Origin of the sequence: Enterobacter sp. R-1.6.2 (genome assembly GCF_035064085.1) — a bacterium.
Classification (GTDB): Bacteria; Pseudomonadota; Gammaproteobacteria; order Enterobacterales; family Enterobacteriaceae; genus Enterobacter; species Enterobacter asburiae_B.
In genome coordinates this window covers 40038-59212 of the sequence record NZ_JASEYI010000013.1, presented here as the reverse complement: position 1 = coordinate 59212, position 19175 = coordinate 40038, and the positions used below count along the sequence as shown (strand labels likewise).

11 protein-coding genes are annotated in these 19175 nt (G+C 57.7%); 2 read left to right on the top strand and 9 right to left on the bottom strand.

The window, feature by feature from the left end; genetic code table 11:
- Window positions 1-5: 5 nt before the first annotated feature.
- Complete coding sequence (gene malP / locus QMN93_RS15130; RefSeq protein ID WP_033146829.1) at window positions 6-2399, bottom strand: maltodextrin phosphorylase; 2394 nt, start codon at window positions 2397-2399, stop codon at window positions 6-8.
- 585 nt (window positions 2400-2984) lie between these two features.
- Here malP and malT point away from each other — a divergent pair.
- Window positions 2985-5690 carry an HTH-type transcriptional regulator MalT gene (malT, locus tag QMN93_RS15125; protein ID WP_182382787.1) on the top strand — a complete coding sequence of 902 codons (2706 nt, stop codon included), beginning with the start codon at window positions 2985-2987 and terminating at the stop codon, window positions 5688-5690.
- Window positions 5691-5752: 62 nt separating this feature from the next.
- On the opposite strand, the gene QMN93_RS15120 is transcribed toward malT, so the two are convergent.
- Genes QMN93_RS15120 through glpE form a run of 3 tightly spaced genes read right to left on the bottom strand, consistent with a single transcriptional unit; the run spans window position 5753 to window position 7738 of the window.
- The gene (locus QMN93_RS15120; RefSeq protein WP_008503060.1) at window positions 5753-6511 is read right to left on the bottom strand and encodes a DeoR/GlpR family transcriptional regulator; all 759 of its coding nucleotides are present in this window, start codon (window positions 6509-6511) and stop codon (window positions 5753-5755) included.
- Between the two features lie 16 nt (window positions 6512-6527).
- Window positions 6528-7358, bottom strand: coding sequence for a rhomboid family intramembrane serine protease GlpG (gene glpG, locus QMN93_RS15115; RefSeq protein ID WP_048977532.1), 831 nt, complete (start codon window positions 7356-7358; stop codon window positions 6528-6530).
- A 47-nt stretch (window positions 7359-7405) separates the two neighbouring features.
- Window positions 7406-7738 (bottom strand): thiosulfate sulfurtransferase GlpE, encoded by a 333-nt coding sequence (glpE, locus tag QMN93_RS15110; protein ID WP_006177908.1) that lies wholly within the window; start codon window positions 7736-7738, stop codon window positions 7406-7408.
- Between the two features lie 302 nt (window positions 7739-8040).
- On the opposite strand from glpE, the gene glpD reads away from it, so the two are divergent.
- Complete coding sequence (gene glpD, locus QMN93_RS15105; protein ID WP_023309507.1) at window positions 8041-9549, top strand: glycerol-3-phosphate dehydrogenase; 1509 nt, start codon at window positions 8041-8043, stop codon at window positions 9547-9549.
- Between the two features lie 110 nt (window positions 9550-9659).
- Here the strand turns inward: glpD and glgP are convergent, their stop codons facing one another.
- From glgP to glgB, 5 genes are read right to left on the bottom strand one after another with little or no spacing between them, the layout of a single operon-like run.
- Window positions 9660-12107: a glycogen phosphorylase gene (glgP, locus tag QMN93_RS15100; protein WP_069303383.1), complete on the bottom strand. Its 2448-nt coding sequence runs from the start codon at window positions 12105-12107 to the stop codon at window positions 9660-9662.
- An 18-nt stretch (window positions 12108-12125) separates the two neighbouring features.
- Window positions 12126-13559 (bottom strand): glycogen synthase GlgA, encoded by a 1434-nt coding sequence (gene glgA, locus QMN93_RS15095; RefSeq protein WP_193140164.1) that lies wholly within the window; start codon window positions 13557-13559, stop codon window positions 12126-12128.
- On the bottom strand, window positions 13559-14854 hold the full coding sequence (glgC, locus tag QMN93_RS15090) for a glucose-1-phosphate adenylyltransferase (RefSeq protein ID WP_023337914.1): 1296 nt from the start codon (window positions 14852-14854) through the stop codon (window positions 13559-13561). The genes glgA and glgC overlap by 1 nt, the downstream gene beginning before the upstream one ends.
- Window positions 14855-14871: 17 nt before the next feature.
- Window positions 14872-16845: a glycogen debranching protein GlgX gene (glgX, locus tag QMN93_RS15085; RefSeq protein ID WP_032662237.1), complete on the bottom strand. Its 1974-nt coding sequence runs from the start codon at window positions 16843-16845 to the stop codon at window positions 14872-14874.
- The gene (glgB, locus tag QMN93_RS15080) at window positions 16842-19028 is read right to left on the bottom strand and encodes a 1,4-alpha-glucan branching enzyme (protein ID WP_064673716.1); all 2187 of its coding nucleotides are present in this window, start codon (window positions 19026-19028) and stop codon (window positions 16842-16844) included. Before glgB ends, glgX begins: the two co-directional genes overlap by 4 nt.
- Window positions 19029-19175: the final 147 nt, after the last annotated feature.

Sequence of the window (19175 nt, the reverse complement as noted above, 5' to 3'; positions counted from 1 at the left end):
CTTCCTTAGCGTTTTGCCTGCCAGATACGGGCCTGATAATCACGGATTGAACGGTCAGAGCTGAACATACCGCAGCGCGCGGTGTTCAGAATGCACGCGCGGGTCCAGGCTTCCTGGTCGCGATACAGCACGTCGACCTGTTTTTGCGCTTCAACGTAGGCCGTGAAGTCCGCCATCACCAGATACGGGTCACCGCCGTGTTTGTCCATGCTGTGCAGCATCTGGTCAAACGCGTGCTTGTCACCGTCGCTGTATTTACCGCTTTCCAGCTCCTTCAGCACCGCATCAAGCACTTTGTCTTTCTTACGCCATTTCACCGGGTCATAGCCTTTGGCTTTGATGGCCTTCACCTCTTCCACGGTATGGCCGAAGATAAAGATATTCTCTTCCCCGACCTTCTCGGCGATTTCGACGTTTGCCCCGTCGAGCGTACCGACGGTCAGCGCGCCGTTCAGCGCCAGCTTCATGTTGCCGGTACCGGACGCTTCTTTACCTGCCGTCGAGATCTGCTCGGAAATATCCGCCGCCGGGATCAGCATTTCAGCCGCCGAGACGCAGTAATCCGGCAGGAACACCACCTTCAGCTTGTCGCCCACTTTCGGATCGCTGTTGATCGCCGCCGCCACTTTATTGATGGCGAGGATAATGTTTTTCGCCAGGTAATAGCCCGGCGCCGCTTTCGCACCGAACAGGAACACGCGCGGCACGCGGTCGGCCTGCGGGTTCTCGCGGATCTCTTTGTACAGCGCCAGAATATGCAGCAGGTTCAGGTGCTGGCGTTTGTACTCGTGCAGACGTTTGATCTGGATATCGAAAATGGCATTCGGGTTGATCTCAATGCCGGTACGCACTTTCACAAACTCCGCCAGGCGAACCTTGTTCTCCAGCTTGATCGCGCGGTACTGCTCGCGGAATTTCGCGTCGTCAGCCTGTTTTTCCAGGTTGATGAGCTGGTCCAGATCGTTGGCCCACTCTTTCTTCAGGGTCTTATCCAGCAGACCGGCCAGCAGCGGGTTGCACTGCTTGATCCAGCGACGCGGCGTGATGCCGTTGGTCACGTTGTGGAATTTGGTCGGCCAAAGCTGGTGGTATTCCGGGAAGAGATCTTTGACCACCAGATCCGAGTGCAGCGCCGCCACGCCGTTCACCGCAAAGCCGCTGACCACGCACATGTTCGCCATGCGCACCTGCTTGTCATGCACAACCGCCAGCTTCGCCCAGACCGCTTTGTTGCCTGGCCAGGTTTTATCCACCAGGGTTTTAAACTGGTCGTTAATCTTGTTGATGATCTGCATGTGGCGCGGCAGCAGCGTTTTCACCAGCTTCTCATCCCAGCACTCGAGCGCTTCTGGCATCAGGGTGTGGTTGGTGTAGGCAAAGGTACGGCTGGTGATGGCCCAGGCGTCATCCCAGCTCAGCTGGTGCTCGTCGATCAGCACGCGCAGCAGTTCCGGGATCGCAATCGTCGGGTGCGTGTCGTTGAGCTGAATCACTTCGAAGTCCGGCAGCTGCGCCAGCTTGCGGCCCGCCAGATGATGGCGACGCAGAATGTCCGCCACGGAGCAGGCGCACTGGAAGTACTGCTGCATCAGGCGCAGCTTTTTACCGGCCAGGTGGTTGTCGTTCGGGTAGAGGACTTTGGTCAGCTTCTCGGCGTCGATGCCCTGCTGCTCGGCGCGCAGGAAATCGCCGTCGTTGAATTTGGTCAGGTTAAACGGATGCGCGTGCTTCGCCTGCCACAGACGCAGCGGCTGCGCCACGCCGTTACGGTAGCCGAGCACCGGCAGATCCCAGGCTTCACCGGTAATGGTGAACGCCGGTTCCCAGAGCCCCTGCTTTGTCACTTTCCCGCCAATACCGACCTGCACATCCAGCTGCGCGTTGTGGCGGAACCACGGATAGGTATTGCGATGCCAGTCGTCCGGCGCTTCCATCTGATGGCCATCGGCAAACGACTGACGGAACAAGCCATACTGATAGTTCAGGCCATAGCCAATTGCCGACTGGCCGACGGTCGCCATGGAGTCGAGGAAACAGGCTGCCAGACGTCCCAGACCGCCGTTGCCCAGCGCCGGGTCAATCTCTTCTTCCAGCAGGTCAGTCAGGTTAATGTCGTGTTCTTTAAGGACGTCACCAACGTCCTGATACCAGCCGAGGTTCAACAGGTTGTTGCCCGTCAGGCGGCCAATCAGGAATTCCATTGAAATGTAGTTTACATGGCGCTGGTTCTTCACCGGCTTTGCCAAAGGCTGAGCATCCAGCTGTTCTGCGAGCGCACCGCTCACTGCCTGCCACCACTGGTGAGGCGTCATCTCGTTTGCAGCATGAAGGCCAAAACGCTGCCACTGACGCGTCAGGGCAGCCTGGAATTGAGCTTTGTTGAAGGTAGGCTGTGACATAGGGGATCGGCATCCTTTAGAAAGAAAACACAAGTTGGCGCTAGTGTGCCTGGCTCATTTCCCCTCTTCCTCCTCCTGTGGGGGATTAGACAGGGAGGAGTAGCGGGGATGAGCATAAAAGTGTGATCGAGGCCACTCTCAGAGCATAGTTCGAGTGTGCCCGGAAGATAAAAAAGTAACCGGAGAGAATGTCAAAGAAATGAAATGCAGTTTCGGGTGAAATTAATCCGTTCTGAAATGATTACTTACGTAGAATAATAATTTAGCCATCGGGACAGATCTCAAAAGACTATTACTCTCACTCAACTTTACCCGCACTTTATTAAATTTGACGTCACTATACCTTTCTGAAACCAGTTTCAGCGCAGCGGCAATGTATACAGACAAACCAGCAGTGACGCGGCGTTACGGCCCTTTCGAGAAAGTTCCAACATTTGCCTGAATGTTTTGTGACAGAGTGCAAATTCAGAACCACAAAACCCAGACATAACTTGCAATAGTTCTCTTTCTGTTCGACCTTATATCGTATTAATTACGAAGCGCAAAAAAATAAAATCTCTCGTTCCCCACAGTGAAGTGAAACCTATGTTGATTCCGTCTAAATTAAGTCGCCCGGTTCGTCTTGACCATACAGTGGTCCGCGAGCGTCTGTTGGCTAAACTTTCCGGCGCGCATAATTTCCGACTGGCGCTGGTTACGAGCCCTGCAGGCTATGGAAAAACAACGCTCATTTCGCAATGGGCCGCGGGTAAAAGCGATCTTGGCTGGTACTCCCTCGACGAGGGCGATAACCAGCAGGAGCGTTTTGCCAGCTATCTGATTGCCGCCATACAGCAAGCCACCCATGGACACTGCGTCGCCAGTGAGGTGATGGTGCAAAAGCGCCAGTACGCCAGCCTGTCCTCCCTTTTCTCTCAGCTGTTTATCGAACTGGCCGAATGGCATCGCCCGCTTTACGTGGTGATCGACGATTACCATCTCATCACGAATCCGGTGATTCATGAGTCGATGCGTTTCTTCCTGCGCCATCAGCCGGAAAACCTGACTTTAGTGGTGCTGTCACGCAACCTGCCGCAGTTGGGTATTGCCAACCTGCGCGTGCGCGATCAGCTTCTGGAAGTGGGCAGCCAGCAGCTGGCCTTTACCCACCAGGAAGCGAAACAGTTCTTTGACTGCCGCCTGACATCACCGATTGAGGCCGCCGAGAGCAGCCGTCTGTGTGATGACGTTGCCGGCTGGGCCACGGCGCTGCAGCTCATCGCGCTCTCTGCCCGACAAAACAACAGTCCGGCGCATCAGTCTGCCCGGCGTCTGGCGGGCATCAACGCCAGTCACCTTTCCGACTACCTGGTGGATGAGGTGCTGGACAGCGTCGATCCCTCGACGCGTAATTTCCTGCTGAAAAGCTCGCTGCTGCGCTCCATGAACGATGCGCTCATCGTGCGCGTGACGGGCTGTGAAAACGGTCAGCTGCAGCTCGAAGAGATTGAACGTCAGGGCCTTTTCCTGACGCGCATGGACGATCCCGGCGAGTGGTTTAGCTATCACCCGCTGTTTGGCAGCTTCCTGCGCCAGCGCTGTCAGTGGGAACTGGCGGTTGAACTGCCGGAGATCCACCGCGCCGCTGCCGAAAGCTGGATGGCGCAAGGCTTCCCGAGCGAGGCCATCCACCACGCGCTGGCCGCCGGTGATGCCAGCATGCTGCGCGATATCCTCCTCAATCATGCGTGGGGCCTGTTTAACCACAGCGAGCTGACGCTGCTGGAAGAGTCTCTCAAAGCCCTGCCGTGGGAAAGCCTGCTGGAGAACCCGCGTCTGGTGCTGCTGCAGGCCTGGCTGATGCAGAGCCAGCACCGCTACAGCGAAGTGAACACCCTGCTGGCGCGCGCCGAGCAGGAGATGGAAAGCGAAATGGATACCACCCTGCACGGCGAATTTAACGCGCTGCGCGCTCAGGTGGCCATTAACGACGGCGACCCGGACGAAGCTGAACGGCTGGCGATGGTCGCGCTGGATGAACTGCCGCTGGCTAACTTCTACAGCCGCATCGTTGCGACCTCGGTGCACGGTGAAGTGCTGCACTGCAAAGGCGTCCTCACGCGTTCGCTTTCACTGATGCAGCAAACCGAACAGATGGCGCGTCGTCATGATGTCTGGCATTACGCGCTGTGGAGCCTGATCCAACAGAGCGAGATTTTATTCGCGCAGGGGTTCCTGCAGGCCGCCTGGGAAAACCAGGAAAAAGCGTTCCAGCTGATTCGTGAACAGCATCTGGAACAGCTGCCAATGCACGAGTTCCTGTTGCGTATTCGCGCTCAGCTGCTGTGGGCATGGTCGCGTCTGGATGAAGCGGAAAGCTGCGCCCGCCAGGGTGTGGATGTCCTTTCCAGCTTCCAGCCTCAGCAGCAGCTGCAGTGTCTGGCGCTGCTGGTGCAGTGCTCGCTGGCGCGCGGCGATCTCGATAACGCCCGCAACCATCTGAACCGCCTGGAGAACCTGCTCGGCAACGGTCAGTATCACAGCGACTGGGTCTCTAACGCCGATAAGGTCCGGGTGATTTACTGGCAGATGACCGGCGATAAAAAATCCGCCGCCAACTGGCTGCGTCAGACGCCTAAACCGGAATTTGCTAACAACCACTTCCTGCAGAGCCAGTGGCGGAACATTGCCCGCGCGCAGATCCTGCTCGGTGAAGTAGAGCCCGCAGAGATTGTGCTGGAAGAGCTGAACGAGAACGCGCGCAGCCTGCGTCTGATGAGCGACCTGAACCGCAACCTGCTGCTGCTGAACCAGCTTTACTGGCAGGCGGGTCGTAAAAACGATGCCCAGCGCGTGCTGCTGGAAGCGCTGCAGCTGGCTAACCGCACCGGCTTTATCAGCCACTTTGTGATTGAAGGTGAAGTGATGGCGCAGCAGCTGCGTCAGCTTATTCAGCTCAACACGCTGCCGGAGCTGGATCAGCATCGCGCCCAGCGCATTCTGCGCGAGATAAACCAGCATCATCGGCACAAGTTCGCGCATTTTGATGAGAACTTCGTTGAACGTCTGCTGAACCACCCGGAAGTGCCGGAGCTTATCCGCACCAGTCCGCTCACGCAGCGCGAATGGCAGGTGCTGGGTCTGATCTATTCAGGCTACAGCAACGAGCAGATTGCCGGTGAGCTTGCGGTGGCGGCGACCACCATCAAAACGCATATCCGCAATCTGTATCAGAAGCTGGGCGTGGCGCATCGACAGGATGCGGTGCAGCATGCGCAGCAGCTGTTGAAGATGATGGGGTATGGCGTGTAGGACCTCTGCGGTCTGATGCCCTCACCCCGGCCCTCTCCCACAGGGAGAGGGAGAACGGCTTTTCAACACAACTCTAACTGCAAATTATTATCTTTAATCACCTGCATCACGCCCGCCGGCGGCATCACGTCGGTATAAACCGCATCCACCATGCTGATGCTGCCCATGTTTACCATCGCATTTCGGCCAAACTTCGAATGGTCTACCACCAGCATCACGTGACGTGAGTTCTCAATAATCGCGCGCTTGGTGCGCACCTCGTGATAATCAAACTCCAGCAGCGAGCCGTCGCTGTCGATGCCGCTGATCCCGAGAATGCCGAAGTCGAGGCGGAACTGAGAGATAAAATCGAGGGTCGCTTCGCCGATAATGCCGCCGTCGCGGCTGCGCAGTTCGCCGCCCGCGAGGATGATGCGGAAGTCATCTTTCTGCATCAGGGTATTGGCCACGTTCAGGTTGTTCGTGACCACGCGCAGGTTCTCGTGATCCAGCAGCGCATGGGCGACCGCTTCCGGCGTGGTGCCGATATCAATAAACAGCGTCGCCCCGTTCGGGATCTGGCTGGCGACCTTGCGGGCAATGCGCTCTTTCTCTGCCGTCTGCGTGGCTTTACGGTCATGCCAGGAGGTATTGACCGAACTGGACGGCAGCGCCGCCCCACCGTGGTGGCGAAGAATGCGGTTCTGATCGGCCAGGTCGTTCAGGTCACGACGGATGGTTTGTGGGCTGACGGCAAACTGCTCCACCAGCTCTTCGGTGCTGACGTATCCCTGTTTTTTTACCAGTTCGATAATAGCGTCATGACGTTGTGTTTGTTTCATCAATTATCCCTGAGAATTATGTTCGTTTTCGCGCATAGAGCGTGTCGGCAAAGGCCATCGCCAGCCCCACGGCCAGCCCGGCGACGTGTGCACCGTTGGCGATAGACATACCAAACAGATCAAACCATCCGGCAATTAGCCATATTAACGCAAAGGTTATTAATCCGCGCTGCAGATAGATGCCGCTTTCCGGATCACGCTCCCCGCGAAGCCAGACATAGCCCATCAGGGCATACACGACGCCCGACAGCCCGCCGAACCACGGCCCGCTGAACTTGTGCTGCACATAGCCGCTCAGCAGGGCGCTGATAAGGGTGATAACGATCAGCTTGCCGCTGCCCAGACGCTTTTCAACAGCGCCGCCGAGATACCACCACCAGAGCAGGTTGAAGAGAATATGCATCACCGAGAAGTGCATCAGCGCGTGGCTAAAGTAGCGCCAGACGTCAAACTCAAGAGACGGGTCATAGGGCCAGGCCAGGGCAATCATCACGCTCTGGTCGCCCACCACGTTCATGATAATGAAGACGATAATGCAGGCCGCCATCAGCAGCAGCGTAAACGGGCCGGCGCGCTCGCGGATGGTGGCGAGGAAGGGAAAACGGCTGTAGTGCAGTCCGCTGTCGGTCTGCCCGGACTGCCAGCTGGCCGCCAGATAGCGCGGGTCGCCGGGGTTCTCAAGAAAACGCGCCAGCTCTTCGTTTACGCGCGCGGCCTGGCTCTCGTCGGCCAGCCAGACGTCGGTCTGCGTATGTTGCTGAATGGTCAGAATAACGCCCTGCGTCGCCATATAGTCGACAAACGCCTGGGCGACACGCGGGTTGGTAAAAGAAGTGATCATCAACATGGGCAGCGGTCGCTTATTTCCACACAAAAGGGGACAGTATAGCGGGATCAGCGCTCAAAAGCGTATTCCACTTCTGCCGGGAAATGACGATGCCAGGCATCGAAGCCGCCGTCGACGCTGTACACCGCGTCGTAGCCCTGCTGAAGCAGATACTGCGCCGCGCCTTTGCTGCTGTTGCCGTGGTAGCACATGACCATCACCGGCGTCTCGAAGTCGTTATCGCGCATAAACGCGCCCAGCGTGTCGTTAGTGAGATGAAACGCGCCCGGCGTGTGGCCCATCGCAAAACTCTGCGGATCGCGGATGTCCACCAGCACCGCTTTTCCCTGGTGCATCTTCTGGTGGGCTTCTTCTACGTTAATACATTCAAACTGATCCATGGTGTTCTCTTTCGCTTATTCAGGTTTTATGCCGCCTGCTGACCCTCACCCCTGCCCTCTCCCTAAAAGGGAGAGGGAGCAAACCATCCCCTCGCCCCTCTGGGGAGAGGGTTAGGGTGAGGGGAGAGAGCATCAGACCGCACTATTTTACCCCGTAGTGTACGTCCTGGCGGCGGGTAAACGCCATTATGTTATCCATATCACTCTAAATTGTTTTTTTGATGTTACCAAAAGCGCGTTCCTTTGCTATTATGAGCGATATCGAACATTTCTGAGCTTTAACGAAAGTGCATGAGGGTGTTATGGAAACCAAAGATCTGATTGTGATAGGCGGTGGCATCAACGGTGCCGGTATTGCGGTCGATGCCGCAGGACGCGGTTTATCCGTACTGATGCTGGAAGCTAACGATCTCGCCTGCGCGACGTCGTCCGCCAGCTCCAAACTGATTCACGGTGGCCTGCGCTACCTGGAACACTACGAATTCCGCCTGGTCAGCGAAGCACTGGCCGAACGTGAAGTGCTGTTGAAAATGGCCCCGCATCTGGCGATTCCGATGCGCTTCCGCCTGCCCCATCGCCCGCATCTGCGTCCGGCGTGGATGATTCGAATCGGTCTGTTTATGTACGATCATCTGGGTAAACGCACCAGCCTCCCGGGTTCGAAAGGTTTGCGTTTTGGCTCAGAATCGGTCCTTAAGCCTGAAATAGTGCGCGGTTTCGAATATTCCGACTGCTGGGTGGACGATGCGCGTCTGGTGCTGGCGAATGCCCAGATGGTCGAGAAGAAAGGTGGCGAGGTGAAAACCCGTACCCGTGCGACCTCTGCCCGTCGTGAAAACGGCCTGTGGATTGTAGAAGCGGAAGACATCGATACCGGCGAGAAATTCAGCTGGAAAGCGCGCGGTCTGGTGAACGCCACCGGCCCGTGGGTGAAGCAGTTCTTCGACGACGGCATGCATCTGCCTTCGCCGTACGGCATTCGCCTGATCAAGGGCAGCCACATTGTGGTGCCGCGCGTGCATACGCAGAAGCAAGCCTACATTCTGCAGAACGAAGACAAGCGCATCGTGTTTGTGATCCCGTGGATGGACGAGTTCTCGATCATCGGTACCACCGACGTGGAGTACAAAGGCGATCCGAAGAACGTCGAGATCGACGAGAGCGAAGTGAACTACCTGCTCAAAGTGTATAACGCGCACTTCAGGAAGCAGCTGTCACGCGACGACGTGGTCTGGACCTACTCCGGCGTGCGTCCGCTGTGCGATGACGAGTCTGACTCACCGCAGGCGATTACTCGCGACTACACGCTCGATATTCACGACGTTGACGGTCAGGCGCCGCTGCTTTCCGTGTTTGGCGGCAAGCTGACCACCTACCGCAAGCTGGCCGAGCACGCGCTGGAAAAACTGGCACCGTACTATAAAGGCATTGGCCCGGCGTGGACCAAAGGCGCGGTACTGCCCGGCGGTGATATCGGCGACAATCGCGATGATTACGCCGCGAAGCTGCGCCGTCGCTTCCCGTTCATCACCGAAGGGATGGCGCGCCACTATGCCCGCACCTACGGCAGCAATACCGAGCTTTTCCTGGCCGACGCGAAGGACATTGCGGATCTGGGCGAACATTTCGGCCACGAGCTGTACGAAGCCGAGCTGCGCTACCTGGTTGAGCACGAGTGGGTTCGTCGTCTGGATGATGCTATCTGGCGTCGTACCAAAGAAGGGATGTGGCTCAACGCCGAGCAACAGTCTCGCGTGGCGCAGTGGTTACAGCAAAATGCGGGGAAGCGTGAGCTGTCGCTGGCGTCGTAATACGATCGGTGCGGGCTGATGCCCCCTCACCCTAACCCTCTCCCCGAAGGGGAGAGGGGACTTTAACACCCTCTCCCCTTCGGGGAGAGGGCTGGGGTGAGGGGGTGTTTTTACAACCTCACCGGATCAATATGCCAGATCGTCTCGGCATACTCCTTGATGGTCCTGTCGGACGAGAAGTAGCCCATATTGGCGATGTTATACATCGCGGCGCTGGTCCACTTCTCCTGCTGACGGTACAGCTCGTCAACCTTATCCTGACAGTCCACGTAGCTGCGATAGTCCGCCAGCACCTGGTAGTGATCGCCAAAGTTAATCAGCGAATCGACCAGATCGCGATAGCGGCTCGGTTCTTCCGGGCTAAACACGCCGGTCGCGATCTGCGTCAGCACCTGACGTAACTCTTCATCCTCTTCGTAATATTGACGCGGCGAGTAGCCTTTCCTGCGCAGCGCCTCCACCTCTTCCGTCGTATTACCGAAGATAAAGATATTTTCTTCGCCCACGTGCTCCAGCATCTCGACGTTCGCCCCGTCAAGCGTACCAATGGTCAGCGCGCCGTTGAGGGCAAACTTCATGTTACTGGTGCCGGATGCTTCCGTACCCGCCGTGGAAATCTGCTCAGAGAGATCCGCCGCCGGGATGATCATCTGCGCCAGGCTCACGCTGTAGTTCGGAATGAACACCACTTTCAGCTTGTCGCCAATGTCCGGATCCTGGTTGACTACCTTCGCCACGTCGTTGATGAGATGAATGATGTGCTTGGCCATGTAGTAGGCGGAAGCCGCCTTACCGGCGAAGATCTTCACGCGCGGCACCCATTCGGCCGTTGGATCGGCCTTAATGCGGTTGTAATGGGTGATCACGTGCAGCACGTTCATCAGCTGACGCTTGTATTCGTGGATGCGTTTGATCTGAACGTCAAACAGCGCTTTCGGGTTTGCCACCACGTTGAGGTGCATCGCCAGCCAGACCGCCAGACGCTTTTTGTTCAGCAGCTTGGCTTCGCGCACGGCTTTGTTCACCGTCGGGAAATCAATATGCTGTTCCAGCTCGCTCAGCTGGCTCAAGTCGGTACGCCAGGTACGGCCGATATTCTCGTCCAGCACCTCAGAGAGCGGCTGGTTGGCCAGCGCCAGCCAGCGGCGCGGCGTGACGCCGTTGGTCACGTTGCAGAACCGCGTCGGGAAGATTTTCGCGAAGTCCGCAAAAAGCGACTGCACCATCAGGTTCGAGTGGAGCTCGGACACGCCGTTGACCTTGTGGCTGATGACGACCGCCAGCCAGGCCATGCGCACGCGGCGCCCGTTCGATTCATCAATGATGGAAGCGCGGCTCAGCAGCCCGGTATCGTTCGGGTATTGCTCCTGCAGGGTCTTGAGGAAGTAGTCGTTAATCTCAAAGATAATCTGCAGATGGCGCGGCAGGATTTTGCCGAGCATGTCTACCGGCCACGTTTCCAGCGCTTCGCTCATCAGCGTGTGGTTGGTGTAGGAGAATACCTGACAGGTCACTTCAAACGCGTCATCCCAGCTGAACTTATGCTCGTCGATCAGCAGACGCATCAGCTCCGGAATGGAGAGCACCGGGTGGGTGTCGTTAAGGTGGATCGCGGTTTTCTCCGCCAGGTTGGCGTAGGTTTTGTGCAGCTGATGGTGGCGGCTGAGGATGTCCTGAATCGTCGAGGAGACGAGGAAATACTCCTGACGCAGGCGCAGCTCGCGGCCGGAGTAGGTCGAGTCATCCGGGTACAGCACGCGGGACACGTTCTCGGAGTGGTTTTTGTCTTCCACCGCCGCAAAGTAGTCCCCCTGGTTGAATTTACCGAGGTTGATTTCGCTACTGGCCTGGGCGCTCCACAGGCGCAGCGTGTTGGTGGCATCGGTGTCATAGCCGGGGATAATCTGATCGTAGGCCACGGCCAGGATCTCTTCCGTTTCTACCCAGCGGGATTTTTTGCCTTCCTGCTGGATACGTCCGCCAAAGCGCACCTTGTAGCGCGTATTGTGGCGCTTAAACTCCCACGGGTTGCCGTACTCCAGCCAGTAGTCCGGCGACTCTTTCTGGCGCCCGTCGACGATGTTCTGTTTGAACATACCGTAGTCGTAGCGAATACCGTAGCCGCGGCCCGGCAGCGCCAGCGTCGCCAGCGAGTCGAGGAAGCAGGCGGCGAGACGCCCCAGACCGCCGTTGCCGAGGCCCGGGTCGTTCTCTTCGTCGATCAGCTCTTCTAAATCTAACCCCATCTCTTCGAGTGCGGTTTTGACGTCGTCATAAATACCGAGCGACAACAGCGCGTTGGACAGCGTGCGGCCAATCAAAAATTCCATCGACAGGTAGTAAACCTGACGCGTTTCCTGCGAGAGCTGGGCGCGGTTTGAGCGCAGCCAGCGTTCCACTAAACGGTCACGCACCGCAAACAGGGTGGCGTTCAACCACTCGTGCTTGTTGGCGATAACCGGATCTTTCCCGATGGTGAACATCAGCTTGTAGGCGATGGAGTGCTTTAACGCCTCAACGCTGAGCGTGGGTGAAGAGTAGCTAAATGGAGCGTTCATATCAGTAACTTCGCCTCGTTACATCAAGCGTTGATAGAGATCGCGGTATGACTGCGCCGCGACATGCCAGCTAAAGTCCATGGACATCGCCTGACGCTGAACGTAACGCCAGAGCGATGGACGGGACCACAAGACGAAAGCACGCCGAATCGCCCGAAGCAGCGACCAGGCATTACTGTCCTCAAAGACAAACCCGCTGGCGATACCGTCCGCCAGGTTTTCCAGAGAGCTATCGGATACGGTATCCGCCAGTCCGCCCGTGCGGCGCACCAGCGGCAGCGTGCCGTATTTCAGACCGTAAAGCTGCGTCAGGCCGCAGGGTTCGAAACGGCTCGGCACCAGGATGACGTCCGCGCCGCCCATGATGCGGTGCGAGAACGCTTCGTGATAGCCAATCTGCACGCCCACCTGCCCCGGATGTTCCGCCGCGGCGGCAAGGAAGCCTTCCTGCAGCACCGGGTCGCCCGCGCCGAGCAGCGCCAGCTGTCCCCCCTGCTCCAGTAAACCGGGCAGCGCCTCCAGCACCAGACCCAGCCCTTTCTGGCTGGTCAGGCGGCTGACCACCGCGAACAGCGGCACTTTATCGTTAACCTTCAGGCCCATCGCAATCTGCAGCTGGCGTTTGTTCTCCGCTTTGTCTTCCACGGAATCACGGCCATAGCGCGCCGCCAGCAGGAGATCGGTTTCCGGGCTCCAGATCTGTTCATCCACGCCGTTCAGAATGCCCGACAGGCGGCCTTCGCGGTGGCGCTGTTGCAGCAACCCTTCCATGCCGTAGCCAAACTCCGGCTGGGTGATCTCACGCGCGTAGGTTGGGCTCACCGCCGTGATGTGATCGGCGTAGTACAGCCCGGCTTTCAGGAACGAGATCTGCCCGTTAAATTCCAGCCCGTGCATGTTATAGAACGATAATGGCAGATCGATTTCACTCATGTGATGGGCATAGTACATCCCCTGATACGCCAGGTTATGCACGGTAAAGACCGATTTCGCCGGGTGGCCGCGCGCCGCGAGATACGCCGGGGCAAGCCCGGCGTGCCAGTCATGCGCGTGCACCACATCCGGGCGCCAGAACGGATCCAGCCCCGTCGCCATTTCTGCCCCGACCCAGCCGAGTAGCGCAAAGCGCAGCACGTTATCGGTGTAGGCGAACAGGTTCGTATCGTGATACGGGCTGCCCGGTCGATCGTATAAGTGCGGCGCGTCGATCAGGTAAATCCCTACGCCATTGTAATGTCCAAACAGCAGGGTGATGCGTCCGGCGAAGGTCTCACGGCGGGTCACCACTTTTGCATCGGGAATACCGCGCCGGATATCCGGAAAGGCGGGCAGCAGGACTCGGGTATCCACGCCTCCGGCGATTTGCGCCGCCGGTAATGCACCCAGAACATCTGCCAGACCGCCCGTTTTTAACAACGGGAACATCTCAGAACATACATGTAAAACCTGCATCATCGCTCCTGTTTGATCTGCAGCTTCCGCAACATTTCCCGTGTGACTAACACGATCCCCTCTTCCGAACGATAGAAACGACGCGCGTCTTCTTCCGCGTTCTCACCAATCACCATCCCTTCTGGAATGACGCAGGCACGATCGATAACGCAGCGACGCAGACGGCACGAGCGCCCTACCCAGACATCAGGCAGTAAGACTGCCGAATCGATATTACAGAATGAATTTATTCGCACGCGGGGGAACAGTACCGACTGCACCACCACCGAGCCTGAAATAATGCACCCACCGGACACCAGCGAGTTCAGCGTCATGCCGTGGCTGCCGGAGCGGTCCTGCACGAATTTGGCCGGCGGCAGCGATTCCATATGGGTACGAATCGGCCAGTTCTGGTCGTACATATCCAGCTCAGGCGTGACCGACGCTAGGTCGAGGTTCGCTTTCCAGTACGCTTCCAGAGTTCCCACATCGCGCCAGTAAGGTTCCGCATTGGGGTCGGACTGCACGCAGGACAGCGGGAAAGGATGTGCATACGCCATGCCAGCTTTAGTGATTTTCGGAATGATGTCTTTACCGAAGTCGTGGCTGGAGTTTTCGTCTTTATCGTCGTCTTCCAGCAGCTCATAAAGATAATCTGCATCAAAGACATAAATCCCCATGCTGGCGAGCGATTTGGTGTCATCGCCCGGCATGGTTGGCGGGTTCGCCGGCTTTTCAACAAAGTCGATAATTTTGTCGTCGGCATCCACGTGCATCACGCCAAACGCCGTCGCTTCAGCAACGGGCACAGGCAGACATGCTACGGTGCAGCGCGCCCCTTTTTCGACGTGGTCGATGAGCATGTGGGAGTAATCTTGCTTGTAGATATGGTCCCCGGCGAGGATCACGATGTATTCCGCGTTATAGCGGCGAATGATGTCGAGGTTCTGCGTCACCGCATCCGCCGTTCCGCGGTACCAGTTCTCACCGTGGACGCGTTGCTGAGCGGGAAGGAGATCGACAAACTCGTTCATCTCTTCGCTGAAGAATGACCAGCCGCGCTGGATATGCTGAACCAGCGTGTGCGACTGATACTGCGTAATGACGCCAATACGGCGAATGCCCGAGTTCAGGCAGTTGGAGAGCGCAAAGTCGATGATACGGAACTTACCACCAAAGTGAACGGCCGGTTTCGCGCGCTTGATGGTCAAATCTTTCAGACGGGTACCACGTCCACCCGCAAGTATCAGGGCAACCGTTTTTAATGGTAGCTGGCGTGCCAACATTAAGGGATCGTTCTTCTCTAATCTAACCATGACTAACTCCTTTTTTATCATCTTTGGAATACGCACACTCCGTGCGCAGGCCCGTGCCAGACAGCCATTACTACCGGATTATCCGCTCCGGCAAAGGGGGGAACAGCTCGCCATTCCCCTTCAGGTAAAACAATCTCTGCGACGTCATCCGTCGCGTTCAGCGTGACCAGCCATTTATCCGACAGCAGGATTTGCAGGCGTGGTACGCCGTGTTGCCACTCTTGCGCGCTTAACGGTTGCGCGTCTTGATTCAACCAGCGAACGTTGCCGTCACCCTCTTCCCACCAGCGGTCGGCGGTCAGCGCGGGGATCTGCTGGCGAAGATGGATCAGCGCAGCGGTAAAATGAATCAGCCCGCTGTTGGCTTCACCCCAGTCGAGCCAGGTTAACGTGTTGTCCTGGCAATACGCATTGTTGTTACCGTGCTGGCTGTGGCCGTGTTCATCGCCTGCCAGCAGCATCGGCGTGCCCTGCGACAATAAAAGCGTTGTCAGCAAAGCGTGAACGCTGGCGCGTCGCCGCTCGATGACGTCAAGGCTTCCGCCTAACCCTTCTATACCATGATTAAAGCTATGGTTATTGTTAGTACCATCGCGATTCTCTTCGCCGTTTGCCTCATTGTGTTTCTGATTGAAACAAACGCAGTCCCTGAGCGTAAAACCGTCGTGTGCCGTCAACAGATTGACGGTGGCCGACGGGCGTTTGCCGTCGCGCTTAAAGAGATCGCTTGAAGCGGCAAAGCGTCCGGCGAACTCCCCCAGCGACAGATTCCGTTCCAGCCAGAAGCGGCGTGCGGCATCGCGGTAGTGATCGTTCCACTCGGCAAACAGCGGCGGGAAATTCCCGACCTGATAACCGCCTTCCCCGATGTCCCACGGCTCGGCAATGAGCTTCACCTGCGAGAGCACCGGACAGTTTTTTATCGCCTCGAACAGCGGAGCCTGCTGGCTGAACGCTGGCGTGCGCCCCATCACGGGCGCCAGATCGAAACGAAAACCGTCGACGTGGAACGTCTCCACCCAGTATTTCAGGCATTCATAAGCAAAATGCGTGACCGCCGGATGGCTGAGGTTGAGCGTGTTACCGCAGCCTGTCCAGTTCTCATAATCGCCATCCTGCCTGATCCAATAATAGCTACGGTTATCAATTCCGCGCATGGAGAGCGTCGGACCGTCGAGATCGCTTTCGGCACTGTGGTTCAGCACGACGTCCAGAATGACCTCAATGCCCGCCGTATGGAGCGCCTTCACCGCATCGCGAAATTCGTCCCGCGCCTTTTCCGGATGGGCGGCATAGCGTGGCTCAAGCGCGAACATCGCCAGCGGGTTGTAGCCCCAGTAGTTGCTTAGCCCCAGCCGCTGCAGGCGCGGTTCGCTGGCGAAATGGGCGACGGGCAACAGTTCCAGCGCGGTGATGCCGAGGTGTTTCAGGTAGGCAATCATGGTGGGATGCCCGAGCGCTTTATAGGTGCCGCGCATCTCTTTGGGGATCGACGGGTGAAGGTACGTCAGCCCTTTAACGTGGGCTTCATAAATGACGGTATTGCCCCACGGCGTCTGCGGCGGGGCATCGTCTTCCCAGTCATAAAGATCGTTCACCACCACGCTTTTTGGCGCGACGGGCGCGCTGTCGCGGTGGTCGGGCTCGCCGTAGCCCACGTGGAAGAGAGGGTCGTCTTTAAATTCGCCGTCCACGCGGTGCGCGCACGGGTCGATCAGCAGCTTCGCCGGGTTAAACCAGTGGCCCTGCGCCGGATCCCACGGACCATGTACGCGAAAGCCATAGTGCATGCCTGGCCGTCCTCCGGCCAGGTAGCCGTGCCAGGTATCCCCCGTGCGCTCGGGTAAATCGTAACGGTGTTCGTTACCTTCCCCATCAAACACGCACAGTTCTACCCGCTCAGCGTGAGCGGAAAAGAGGGTGAAATTGACACCCTTTCCGTCAAAACGCGCGCCGAGCGGTTCGGGTTTACCTGCCGTAAGCTGCGTCATTCGCCCTCCCGCATCAGCCAGATGGTGCCAAGCGGCGGCAGCGTCAGGCTCAGGGAGTTGGGTCGCCCGTGGCTTTCGATGGCATCGCTCTGGACCAGCCCGCCGTTACCGGCGTTGCTGCCGTGATAGTGCATGGAGTCGGTATTCAGGATCTCGCGCCATTTGCCCGGCTGGTTAATGCCGAAGCGGTAATGTTCACGCGGCACCGGCGTGAAGTTGCTGGCGACGACGATCTCGTTACCCGCTTTGTCACGACGCACAAAGACAAACACCGAGCGCTCGTGGTCGTCCACCACCAGCCACTCAAAGCCGTACGGATCGAAGTCGAGCTCGTGCAGCGCTTTGTGGTGGCGATAGGTCAGGTTCAGGTCGCGCACCAGACGCTGCACCCCGTGGTGCCAGTTGTCGCCGCCTTCCAGCAGGTGCCAGTCGAGGCTGGCATCGTGGTTCCACTCGCGTCCCTGGGCGAACTCATTGCCCATAAACAGCAGTTTCTTGCCCGGGAAGGCAAACATCCAGCCGTAGTAGGCGCGCAGGTTGGCAAACTTCTGCCACGCGTCGCCCGGCATGCGGTCGAGAATGGATTTTTTGCCGTGTACCACTTCATCGTGCGACAGCGGCAGCATGAAGTTTTCGGTGTAGTTGTAGAGCATCCCGAACGTCAGCTTATCGTGATGATACTTACGGTGAACCGGATCCAGCTTCATGTAGTCGAGCGTGTCGTGCATCCAGCCCAGGTTCCACTTATACCAGAACCCCAGGCCGCCTGATGACGGCGGACGGGAGACGCCCGCAAAGTCGGTCGACTCTTCCGCCATGGTCACGGCACCGTCCACCTGTTCGCCGATAATGCGGTTGGTATTGCGCAGAAATTCAATCGCTTCCAGGTTTTCACGGCCGCCAAACTCGTTCGGGATCCACTCGCCCTCTTTGCGGCTGTAGTCGCGGTAGATCATCGACGCCACCGCATCGACGCGCAGGGCATCAATGCCAAACCGCTCGATCCAGTACAGGGCATTCCCGACCAGATAGTTTGCGACCTCACGGCGACCGTAGTTATAGATCAGCGTGTTCCAGTCCTGGTGATAGCCTTCGCGCGGGTCGCTGTGCTCGTACAGCTTCGTGCCATCAAACTCTGCCAGCGCAAAGTCATCCGATGGGAAATGGCCCGGCACCCAGTCGAGGATGACGTTCAGCCCGGCGGCATGCGCGGCATCAATGAAATAGCGGAAGTCATCGCGCGTGCCGAAGCGGCGCGTTGGCGCATACAGCCCGGTGGGCTGATAGCCCCAGCTGCCGTCGAACGGATGCTCGTTGACCGGCAGCAGTTCAAGGTGGGTAAAGCCCATCCATTTGGCGTACGGCACCAGCTGGTCGGCAAGCTCCCGGTAGCTGAGCCAAAAGTTGTTATCGGTATGGCGACGCCAGGAGCCAAGGTGTACCTCATAGACGGAGATCGGCGCGTCAAAGCGGTTGGCCTGTTTGCGCTCCTCCGTCTGGACGACCTTCTCCGGCAGGCCGCAAATCAGCGACGCGGTATCCGGGCGCATCTGCGCTTCGAAGGCATACGGGTCGGCTTTGATGCGCAGCTTGCCGTTGGCGTCGATCATCTCGAATTTATAAAGCTGTCCGGGGTGCGCTCCGGGGATAAACAGCTCCCAGATGCCGGTTTCCCGGCGCAGGCGCATCGGGTGGCGGCGACCGTCCCAGTAGTTGAACTGGCCGACAACGGAGACGCGCTGGGCGTTAGGCGCCCACACGGAGAATCGCGTGCCGGTAATGCCGTCCATGGTATCGGCATGGGCACCCAGCGTTTCATAAGGGCGAAGATGCGTTCCTTCGGAGAGCAGCCAGGCGTCCATCTCTTTAAGCAGAGGGCCAAAGCTGTAAGGATCGTCAATCAGGTTTTGCTGACCGTGCCAGAGAACGGCGAGCTGATAGCGAAAAGGATTTTTACGGCGGGGCATTACGCCCGAGAAGAAGCCACGGGAATCGAGGCATTCAAGATTACCGACCTTGCGGCCGGTTTTGGGTTCAATCACCCAGACTTCTGTGGCATCCGGTAACAGTGCCCGAACTTCAAGGCCATCCTCAGTTTGATGCATCCCAAGCACAGAAAAGGGGTCAGCAAAATGACCCGCAATAAGCGCATTAATCACGTCTCTATCCACACGATCGGACATGGTATTCATCCTGTTTTTTATGTCGTCCTTTTTAAGCGCTCCGGGACGACTTTTAATGTGACCTGAACGGGACAGCACAAAAATGTGCATCCATTCTGCTCCGTTCGAACCTCAGGTAAGAAATGACTCTTCCTTAAAGCATAGCCA